Origin of the sequence: Corallococcus sp. AB045 (assembly GCF_003668895.1) — a bacterium.
Taxonomy (GTDB): domain Bacteria; phylum Myxococcota; class Myxococcia; order Myxococcales; family Myxococcaceae; genus Corallococcus; species Corallococcus coralloides.
This window is the reverse complement of the sequence record NZ_RAWN01000275.1, coordinates 1-9888: the sequence shown is the minus strand read 5'-3', so window position 1 is coordinate 9888 and position 9888 is coordinate 1. Positions and strand designations below refer to the sequence as shown.

Below are 9888 nucleotides of genomic sequence, written 5' to 3'. Positions count from 1 at the left end.
GGCGCGGAGGGGGGAGGCCTGGGAACCGCGAGCGGCCTGGGGGCCGCCGGAGCGGGCGCCGCCACCGGGGCGTCGCCGTCATCCAGCAGTTCCTTCAGGTCCGCGAGCGGATCCGCCTCGTCCGGGGGAGACGGCATGTGCGCGTCCCAGGTTACCGACCACGGGGGGTTTCCACCAGTTACGCGATGGAAACCGCGCCGCTTCGCCTGCCTGGTGGGAGGCGGACGGCACGGTCCGCTCGACGTGGAGGGGGCGGGACGTTAGCCAATGGAGCAAACATCACACCTCGCCTTGCCTCTCCTTGGGAGGGGATGACAGCTTCGGACCACTCCTATGGCCATCCGCTACACCCTGCCCAACGGGCTCACCGTCGTCTTCGAGGAGCAGCACGCCGCCAAGGTCGCGGCCTTCCAGGTCTGGGTCAAGGCCGGCAGCGCGGACGAAAGGCCCGACCAGGCCGGACTCGCCCACCTGCACGAGCACATGCTCTTCAAGGGCACGGAGCGCCGGGGGCCCGGTGAAATCGCCCGGGACATCGAGGCGCACGGCGGCGAAATCAACGCCTGGACGTCCTTCGACCAGACCGTCTACCACATCGTCATCGCCAGCCAGTTCGCCCGCACGGGCCTGGACATCCTGGGGGACGCAGTGCGCCGCTCCGCGTTCGACAAGGACGAACTGGCGCGCGAAATCGAAGTCGTGTGCGAGGAGATCAAGCGCAGCTACGATTCGCCGTCGCGCCGCGCGTCCCGCGGGCTGTTCACCACCGCGTTCCAGACGCACCCCTACCGGCTGCCCGTCATCGGCACCGAGGAGAGCGTGCGCAGCTTCACCCGCGAGAAGGTGCTGGAGTTCTACCACCGGCACTACACGCCCAGGAACCTGGTGCTGTCCGTCGCGGGCGACCTGAACGAGGCGGAGCTGCGCCAGTGGGTCGAGGAGATCTTCGGCGGTGACTGGGGCCGGCCCTACGCGGGTCCGGTGGAGCGTCCGCGCGACCCGCCTCCCACGGGCCGCCGCGTGCTCGTCCAGACGGAGGACGTGAAGGAGGTCTACCTGCACCTGGCCTTCGCCATCCCGGAATTGGAGCACCCGGACGTGCCCGCGCTGGACGTGCTGGCGATGATCGCCGGCCAGGGCAATTCGTCGTGGCTGGTGCGCGAGGTGAAGCGCCGCCAGCACCTGGTCAACGACGTGCACGCGTCCGCGTACACGCCCAAGGACCCGGGCATCTTCTCCGTGTCGCTGACGCTGCCGCCCACGCAGGTGCAGAAGGCGCTCACGCAGACGGCGCGCGTGCTGGAGGCGATGCGCACCACGCCCGTGCCTTTGGACGAGCTGCGCACGGTGCAGGCGGTGGTGGAGGCGGAGTCCGTCTACCGCAAGGAGACGGTGCAGGGCACCGCGCGCAACCTGGGCTCGTACCAGACGACCCCCGGCGGCCTGGAGGCGGAGGCCCGCTACCTGGAGGACATCCGCAACCTGAAGCCGGAGGACCTGCGCCGCGTGGCCCAGAAGTACCTGCGGCTGGAGCACGCCGTCGTCACCGCGCTGGTGCCGCCCGCCGCGGAGCTGACGGAAGCCCACGTGCACGCGGCACTGGATGAGGCGGCCAAGAGCCCCGGCCTCACGCCTCCGGAGCGCGCCGCGAAGCAGCGTCCCCCGGACGCCCCGCCGCGTCCGGCCCGGAGCGCCATCGCGTCCGCGCGTTCGGAGGTGGTGCAGGAGAAGCTGCCCTCCGGCGCCACGCTCATCATCCGCGTGGAGCCGCACGTGCCGCTGTTCTCCATGCGCGCGGCCTTCGTCGGCGGCGCGCGCTACGAGACGCCCGCGGACAACGGCATCACCACGCTGCTCAGCCGCACCCTCACCAAGGGCACCACCACGCTCAGCGCGGATGACATCAGCCAGCTGGGGGACCTGTACGTGAGCAACATCAGCGGCCAGGGCGGCCGCAACTCCATCAGCTTGAAGGCGGACTTCCTGTCGCGCTACTTCGAGCCCGGCTTCCGGCTGTTCGCGGACGTGCTGCTGAACCCCGCCTTCCGCGAGGAGGAGGTGGCGCGGGAGCGCGCGCTGCTGCTCCAGGACATCCTCACCCGCGAGGACAAGCCGTCCAGCGTGGCGTTCGAGCTGTTCTCGCGCACGCTCTACCAGGAGCACCCGTACCGGATGTCCCTGATGGGCGAGAAGGCGTCCGTGGAGGCGCTGGGGCCCGAGCAGCTGCATGCGTACCACCGCGCGCACATGGACCCGTCGCAGATGACGCTCAGCGTGGTGGGCGACGTGGACGTGGAGCAGGTGCGGGCGCTGGCGAACGAGTACTTCGGCAAGTCGCGCGGCGGCGCGGTGGCCCCGAAGCAGGTGCGGCCGGAAGCGCCGCCTTCCGCTCCGCGCACGGAGAAGCAGGTGCTCGCGCGCGCGCAGACGCACCTGGTGCTGGGCTTCCAGGCGGCGCGGATGAGCGACCCGTGGCGGGTGGTGCTGGACGTGCTGTCCACGGTGCTGTCGGGCCAGGGCGGGCGCCTCTTCATCGAGCTGCGCGACAAGCGCTCCATGGCCTACAGCGTGAGCAGCTTCTCCATGGACGGGTTGGAGCCCGGCTACTTCGCCGTCTACATGGGCACGAGCCCGGAGAAGGTGGACGCGGCGGTGGAGGGCATGCGCCGCGAGTTGCAGCGGATCCGCGACGAGCCGATTCCGGCCGCGGAGCTGGAGCGCGCCAAGCAGCACATCATCGGGGCGTATGAAATCGACCTGCAGCGCAACAGCGCCCGCGCGACGCTGCTGGCGCTGGACACCTGCTACGGCATCGGGCTGGACAACTTCCTGCACTACTCCGAGCACGTGGCGAAGGTGACGGCGGAGGACGTGCAGGAGGTCGCCCGCCGGATCATCGACTTCGACCGCATGGCCATGGCCATCGTCGGGCCGTAGGTCCTCCCATCGCGAGCGTGGAAGCGTCACGACGACGGCGCTTCCACGCCGCACCGGGTGCGGTAGAAGGGGCGCCATGTCCCAGACCTACTTGTCACTCACCGTGGATATCGCGGAGGAGGCCTCCGAAATCCTCCAGGACCTGCTCCATGAGGCCGGCGCCCTGGGCCTGGAGGTCCGCGATACGGAGACGCCCACCATGCCGGGCGTGCGCGCCCCCACGAAGGGCGAGTCCATCGTCGTCGCCTACTTCGAGGACCGACAGAGCGCGGAGGAAGCCCGCGACGCGGTGACGGAGAGCCACCCCACCGCGCGCCTGTCCCTGGACGAACAGCCCCAGCAGGACTGGAGCAACGAGTGGAAGTCGCTCATCAAGTCCGTGCAGGTGGGCCGCCTGTGGGTGGGCCCGCCCTGGGACGTGGCGAACGCGCCGGCGGACAAGGTGAAGCTCGTCATCGAGCCGAAGATGGCCTTCGGCACGGGGGACCACCCCACCACGTCGCTGTGCCTGGCGGCCGTGGATGACTTCATGTCCACGCACCCGGGCGCGAGCGTCCTGGACGTGGGCACCGGCACGGGCGTGCTCGCCATCGCGGCGAAGAAGCTGGGCGCGGGCCACGTGGTGGGCACCGACAACGACCCCATCTCCGTGGAGCTGGCCCAGGAGAACTGCGCGGACAACCAGACGCCCGACCTGGACATCTCCGGGCGCGAGCTGACGCAAGTCCCGGGCACCTTCGACCTGGTGCTCGCGAACATCCTGGCGAACACGCTGATTGAACTGGCGCCCCTCATCGTGGCCAAGGCGAAGGACCGGCTGGTGCTGGCCGGCGTGCTCGCGCACCAGCGCGCGGACGTGGAGGCGGCGTACCGCAACCTGGGGTGCACCGTGCTGGAGGGCGCGCAGCAGGGCGAGTGGGTGCGCATCGACTTGAAGCGCTAGAAACAAGAGGGGGTCGGGCAGCGAACGCAAGGCTCGCCCACCCGACCCCATCTGGACTCGCGAGGCTTTCCCCCTTGGCGTCAGGACCTCGCGAGTCCCGCCGTGTGCCTGGCGGACATTGCAGTCCGCGTGCCTGCCGCTGAGTCCTCGGAGTTCCAAGGGACACGGGCGCGGTTGTAGCGGGGCAGGTTACGGGACGCCCGGCGCGTGTGACCTTCCGCGCTACAGCGGGCGTCCTCAGACGAACGCGAGTGTTCCGGCGGCGCGCAGGGAGCCCACGGCTTCGTTCCGGGTGTTGAGGATGCGCGGCTCCGCGTGGTGTTCCAGGCCCGTCATGGGCAGGGCCAGGCCCTGCTGTTCTGAGACGAGGCGCAGGACGGCGAGGAGCGCGGGTGCGGCGCAGCGGGCGTCGCCGTCCTCCACCTTGACGGCCACGCCCAGGCGGGCCCGGGGCAGCGCGGCGCAGTAGACGCCCTCCGCGCCAATCTTCACCACCGCTTCGCCCCCGAAGGCCGTCATCAGGTCCGTGCACGCGCGGCCCCTGCCCGCGACCAGCTCCGGGTGCGCGAGCATGGCCTCACGCAGGCGGCGCGCGGCGGGCGCTTCCGAGATGCCGAAGCGGGCCCACGCGGTGGCCATGGCGCTGAGCGGCAGGCCGAAGCAGACGGCGAGGCAGCCATCCACGGCCTTCACCAGCGCGTCACGCGGCAGCCCCGTCCACTTCGCGATTTCGTCCTGGATGCGCTCCTGCACCGGGTGGCCGTCGCTGGCGTAGCCGTGGACGTCCCAGCCGTGGTGCCGCGCCAGCGCGAGCATCCCCGCGTGCTTGCCGGAGCAGTTGTTCCACCGGGGCGTGAGCACCACGCCTGCCTTGAGCGCCTCCTCCGCGACAGAGGGCGACAGCGGCGGGTGCGGGCCGCACGCGAGGTGGCGCTCCTCGCAGCCTGAGGCGCTCAGCATCTGCATGGCGAGGGCGCGGTGCACGGGCTCGCTGGAGTGGGACGCGCAGGAGAGCGCCAGCTCGCGCGGGCCGAAGCCGTAGCGGTCCGCCGCGCCGTCCTGGACCATGGGCAGGGACTGGAAGGGCTTCGCCGCCGAGCGCCAGAAGGTGACGCGCTCCGGGTCGCCCGCGAACGCGACGCGCGTGCCCTCCGCGCTCACCACCGCGACGGACACGGTGTGGAGGGATTCGACGAAGCCGGAGCGGGTGGACTCGATGACGAGGGTGGTCATGGGCGTTTCGCGCGCCATAGCAGGAACGGGACTCGGCCGGGCGCTCGCGGGTCGCGGAAAGGGAACCCCTGGACGCATGGAGGGCTATCCTGTGGGCGCCCTCCCCTTCAAGGAAGCCGCCGTGGTCCGCCTCTTCGTTCCCCTGCCCGACCCCGCCCCCGCCGACGTGACGCTCACGGGCGAGCGCCGCCACTACCTCGTCCACGTGCTGCGGTTGGAGGACGGCGACGCGCTGGAGGTGTTCGACGGCAAGGGCCGCGCCTTCGAGGCGCGCGTCACCGGATTGGACGCGGAGTCCGTGCGGCTGGTGCTGGGGGCCGTGCGGGTGACGCCGCCCGCGCGCGAGATGAGCGTGCTCCAGGGACTGCCCAAGGGGGACAAGCTGGAGCTGGTGCTGCAGAAGGGCACGGAGTTGGGCGCCACCGCGTTCCATCCAGTGGCCACGGCGCGCAGCGTGGTGAAGCTGGAGCCCAAGCGCGCCGAGGAGCGCACCCAGCGGTGGGCGAAGATCGTCGAAGAGGCCGCGCGCCAGTGCCGGCGCGACGACGTGCCGGTGGTGCATCCGCCCCGGCCGCTCTTGGACGCGGCGCGCGCCCTGACTCCGGGCACGCTGCTGCTGGTGCTGGATGAAGAGGAGTCCGCAGTGCCGCTGGGCGAGGCGTTCCGGAGCGTGGCGCCGGGGACGCCGGTGGCGCTGGTGATTGGCCCCGAGGGTGGGCTCGCGCGCGAGGAGGTGGACGGCTTGCGGGGGCTGGGCGCGCGGCCGGTGACGCTGGGCTCGCGCATCCTGCGCACGGAGACGGCGGCGCTCGCGGCGCTCGCGGTGATGCAGCACCTGGACGGGTCGCTCGGTTAGCAGTCGGGCAGACAGTCCCTCCCTGCATCCCAGGTCACGGATTCGTGTGGTGATTCCTACGTTTCTGCCAGTCGGGACCTGGCGGGTCCCTCACACGGGAGAGACTCTCATGGGGATCATCGCATTCATCATCATCGGCCTCATCGCGGGCCTCATCGCCCGGGCCATCCTGCCGGGCAAGCAGAGCATGGGGCTGGTGGCCACGACCCTGTTGGGCATGGTGGGTTCGCTGGTGGGCGGTCTCATCGGTTCACTCTTCGAGCGCAACGGCCGGCTGTTCGACCTGCATGCCTCCGGCATCATCATGTCGGTCGTGGGATCCATCATCGTGCTTCTCCTGGTGGGAGCAGCGGGACGGCGCCGCGTCCACGCCTAGCGTGAGGCGCCCCACACGCACCGTCCCCACAGGGCCGGTTGTGATGGCGCGAACGAGCCCCTGACGGTTCCTCGGGCGAGGGACCGGCGGGGGCTTGTCCTTTTCTTGCTACAGGCCTGAATGCGGCCTTTCATGGCGACGGTTGTCCGCGTCACTGGGAGGATCCGTTGTCCAAGTGCCTGAAGTGCGGCGCCTCGCTGCCGCCGGTCGGAGATTGCCCCGCTTGCGCCGCCAATGCCGCGCGCCCACCCGCGGTGGCCCCCCTCCCGAGCCTGCTCGACCGCGACATCCACATTGATCGCCGCAAGGCCGGGGACCGCATGGCCCAGGACATGGGTGGCGACCCCATCACCCTGAACAGCGAACCGATGGAGCCGGAGACGCTGCGCGGCACACCGGCCTTCGCGATGGAGCCGCCTCGCGGCCCTGTCACCCCGCCGGGCATGACGCCGTCGGTTCGTCCGGGAATGGCGCCCATGCCGCCCGCCGCGCCCACCGTGCGCGCGCCCAATCCTGCTCCCGCGGCTCGCCCCGCGCCGGCCCCCGCGTCCCAAGCGGATGCGACGATTCGCGCTGCGGCTCCGACGGCGCGCCCTGCTTCGCCCCAGGCGGGTGCGGCGGCTCCGGCTCGCGCGGATGCGTCCCAGGCGGATGCGACGATTCGCGCGGCGGCTCCGACCGCGCGTCCCGCCGCGCCCCAGGCGGATGCGACGATTCGCGCGGCGGCTCCGGCACGCGCGGCTCAGCCCCAGGCGGATGCGTCCCTCGCGGATGCGCCGGTTCGTGCGGCCCGTCCTGCCGCGCCCCAGGCTGATCGCGCCTCCGCGCCGCACGCGGAGGGTCAGGCGGCACGGGCTCCCGCGCAGCAGGCGCCTCGGGCGGCGGCGCCCATGCCTCCTCGCGCCACGCCTCCCGCTGGGAACGCGCCTGCTGGCGCCGTGCAGCCTCCGCGTCCCGCCGCGCCGCCTCCGGGCGTAGCGCCGGTGGCCGCCGTGCCTCCGCGCGCCGCGCCCACCGCGGCCCTGTCGGAGCCGGGCTTCCAGAATCCTGGCGTCGCCGTGCCTCGCGCCGCGCAGCCCGCGGAGCCCCGTCCTGGCTCCGCGCCCACGCCGGCCTACGGCACGGAGCCGCACATTCCGCGCCCACAGGCGGCCTCGGGCCAGCCGCGTGGAAACCCCGTCCAGGGGTCGCCCGGCCTGCCTCGCATGGACGCGCAGGCCCAGGCCGCGTCGGGTCAGCCGCGTGGCAACGCACAGGGTTCTCCTGGCCTGCCCCGCATGGACGCGCCCGCGCAGGCCCAGGCTTCCGGCTTGCCGCACATGGACTCTGCCTCGCAGGCCCAGGCCTCCGGTCTTCCCCGCCGGGAGCCCGCCTCCGGACCGTCGGCCGCCGAGCACTGGGATGCATCGCAGGCGTCTTCCGGCCTGCCCTTGATGGATGCTCCCGCGCAGGCCTCCGGTCATTCTCGCCGGGACGCCGCTCCGGGCCTTCCCGTCATGGAGGACCCGGCCATCCTGCCTCCGCTGGAGACGCCGGCCTTCGCGACGTCCCCGGCGACCGCTCCGGGAGTGTCCCGCATGGAAGCCTCGCCCGCCCCTGCCGCCCCCGCGAAGTCGAAGGCCCCAGCGCCCTCGGCGGTCCCAGCCACGGGCGAGGTCCACGCGCGGCCCGCCTCGCTGTGGCGCCGGCTGCTGTCCTTCACCGTGGACACCGCGGCCATCAGCGCCGTGGCGGCGGCCTACATCACCCTGGCCTCGTCGGTCGCGGGCGTGAAGGGCCCGCAGCCGGGGCTGACCGGGCTGGACGCGTTCGTCGCCTGGCTGCGCGCGCTGCACTCCGTGCTGCTGCCGGGCGTGGTCCTGGTGCTGGTGCTCGCCACCGTGTACTGCGCGGTCGCCGCCTTCCTCTGGAATGGACGCACCCTGGGACGGTTGCTCCTGGGCCTGCGGTTGGTGGACACCCATGGCATGGCGCCCACCCCGGGCCGGGCCATCTTCCGGGCGCTGCTCGCCGGGCTTTCCTTTGTTCTCTTCCTGGGCGGCTTCTGGATGGCGCTGTTCGACCGCCGCGGGCAGACGCTCCATGACAAGCTGACGTCCACCTTCGTCGTCCAACCGAGCTGAAACCGGCTCATTGTGCCTTGCGGCCGCGGCCGTAAGATGCCGCGGCCTTCATGCCTTCGCGTCTTGCCCAGCACCTCGTCTCGCGCGCCCTCCTGTCCCAGGAGCAGGCCGGGGACTTGTTGCGTCAGCATCAGGCCCAGGGTGGCCACCTGGACACCGCGCTCCTGGAGCGCGGCCTCTCCGAAGCGGACGTCCTCGCGATGATGGGCGAGGTCTCCGGCTTCCGGCCCGTGAACCTGGTGGACTTCGAGCCCAACCTCGAGGTCGCCAGCTTCATCCCCCCGAAAATCGCCGAGCGCCTGAGCGTCGTCCCCCTGTCCCTGGACGGCAACACGCTGCACGTGGCGTGCGCCTACCCGGTGCCCAAGAAGGAGCTGGACGAAGTCGGCTTCCTCCTGGGCAAGCCGCTGGAGCTGTGGGTCGCCATCGAGCTGAGGGTGCGCGAGTGGATCTCCATCATCTACCGCCAGCCGATGCCGCCCCGCTTCGTGCAGTTGGCCGAGGCCGTCGCCCAGCAGGCCGGAGCGCTCACGCCTCCTCCGCCACCGCCGCCGGACGACGAGTCGATGACGGTGGACATGGTGGAGCAGCTGGCGCGCAACGTGGCCCAGGAGCCCGTGCCCGCGGAAGCCCGTCCCGCCGCCACCTCGCGTGAGCCCGAGCCCGCGGACATCCCGCCCCCGGCGTACGTGCGCGAGCCGCTGCGCCTGAACACCTCCGCGGGACCGGTGACGACGGCCCGCGCGGTCCAGCGCCCCACGCCACCGCCGGCGCCCACTGACATCCCGCCTCCCGCGTACACGCGCGAGCCCCTGCGGCTGAACATGCCGGGCACGCCCGCGCGCGCCGCGCCTCCCGCGCAGGCCCCGAACCGGGGCGCGTCGGGAAATGCCGCGCCGCCGACGCTCTACCCGCCGGGAGAGCGTCCTCTACCGCCGCCGCAGTCCGTGCCCGTGCTGTTGCCCGTGGGTCCGGCCGGCACGTCCGCGCCCGCGACGCAGGGCTCCGCCCAGGGCGGTCGACCCGCCGCGCCCGGTGCGTACGCCACGCCGCCGCTGGCCGCGGGCCGTCCCGCCCCCCCCGCGCAGCAGGGGCCCGCGACGCAGGGCTTCGGAGGCCCGGGCACCGCGCAGGGCATCTCCGCGACGCAGGGCTTCGGCGGACCGGGCACCACCGCGCAGGGCGCGGGCACTCAGGGTCCCGCGACGCAGGGCTTCGGAGGACCGGGGCCCGCGACACAGGGCTTTGGCGGCCAGGGTCCCGCGACCACGGGCCAGGGTGCTCGACCGGGCGCCCCCGGACAGGGCCCCCAGGGCACGCCCCCGGCCGCGCAGCCGGCACAGGGCCCCGCTCGACCGGGCACCACCGTCCAGACCTCACAGGGCACTGCCCCCACCGCGCCTCCGCCCGCGAACCGCAC

The 9888-nt window shown here is 72.5% G+C and carries 6 protein-coding genes and 1 pseudogene; 6 read left to right on the top strand and 1 reads right to left on the bottom strand.

The genetic code is table 11. From position 1 onward, the window contains the following. The first annotated feature begins 333 nt into the window (after positions 1 to 333). Together D7Y21_RS37690 and D7Y21_RS37685 are read left to right on the top strand one after the other, a co-directional pair. Positions 334 to 2937: a pitrilysin family protein gene (locus tag D7Y21_RS37690; protein WP_121718276.1), complete on the top strand. Its 2604-nt coding sequence runs from the start codon at positions 334 to 336 to the stop codon at positions 2935 to 2937. Between the two features lie 76 nt (positions 2938 to 3013). After that, positions 3014 to 3880 carry a 50S ribosomal protein L11 methyltransferase gene (locus D7Y21_RS37685; protein ID WP_121718275.1) on the top strand — a complete coding sequence of 289 codons (867 nt, stop codon included), beginning with the start codon at positions 3014 to 3016 and terminating at the stop codon, positions 3878 to 3880. Positions 3881 to 4117: 237 nt separating this feature from the next. Here D7Y21_RS37685 and D7Y21_RS37680 read toward each other — a convergent pair whose 3' ends face one another. Further along, entirely contained in the window at positions 4118 to 5113 is a 996-nt protein-coding gene (locus tag D7Y21_RS37680) for an asparaginase (RefSeq protein ID WP_158627409.1), read from the bottom strand. Between the two features lie 121 nt (positions 5114 to 5234). Between D7Y21_RS37680 and D7Y21_RS37675 the strand changes: the two genes are divergently transcribed. The 4 genes and pseudogenes from D7Y21_RS37675 to D7Y21_RS37660 all read left to right on the top strand — a co-directional run. Next, positions 5235 to 5969, top strand: coding sequence for a 16S rRNA (uracil(1498)-N(3))-methyltransferase (locus D7Y21_RS37675; RefSeq protein WP_120562573.1), 735 nt, complete (start codon positions 5235 to 5237; stop codon positions 5967 to 5969). A gap of 109 nt (positions 5970 to 6078) precedes the next feature. Then, positions 6079 to 6345, top strand: coding sequence for a GlsB/YeaQ/YmgE family stress response membrane protein (locus D7Y21_RS37670; protein WP_120561959.1), 267 nt, complete (start codon positions 6079 to 6081; stop codon positions 6343 to 6345). A gap of 167 nt (positions 6346 to 6512) precedes the next feature. Further along, a complete protein-coding gene (locus D7Y21_RS43195) occupies positions 6513 to 8468 on the top strand; it encodes an RDD family protein (RefSeq protein WP_233612447.1) in 1956 nt (651 codons plus the stop codon). 50 nt (positions 8469 to 8518) lie between these two features. Next, positions 8519 to 9888: pseudogene (locus tag D7Y21_RS37660) on the top strand (FrgA protein); the annotation flags it as partial.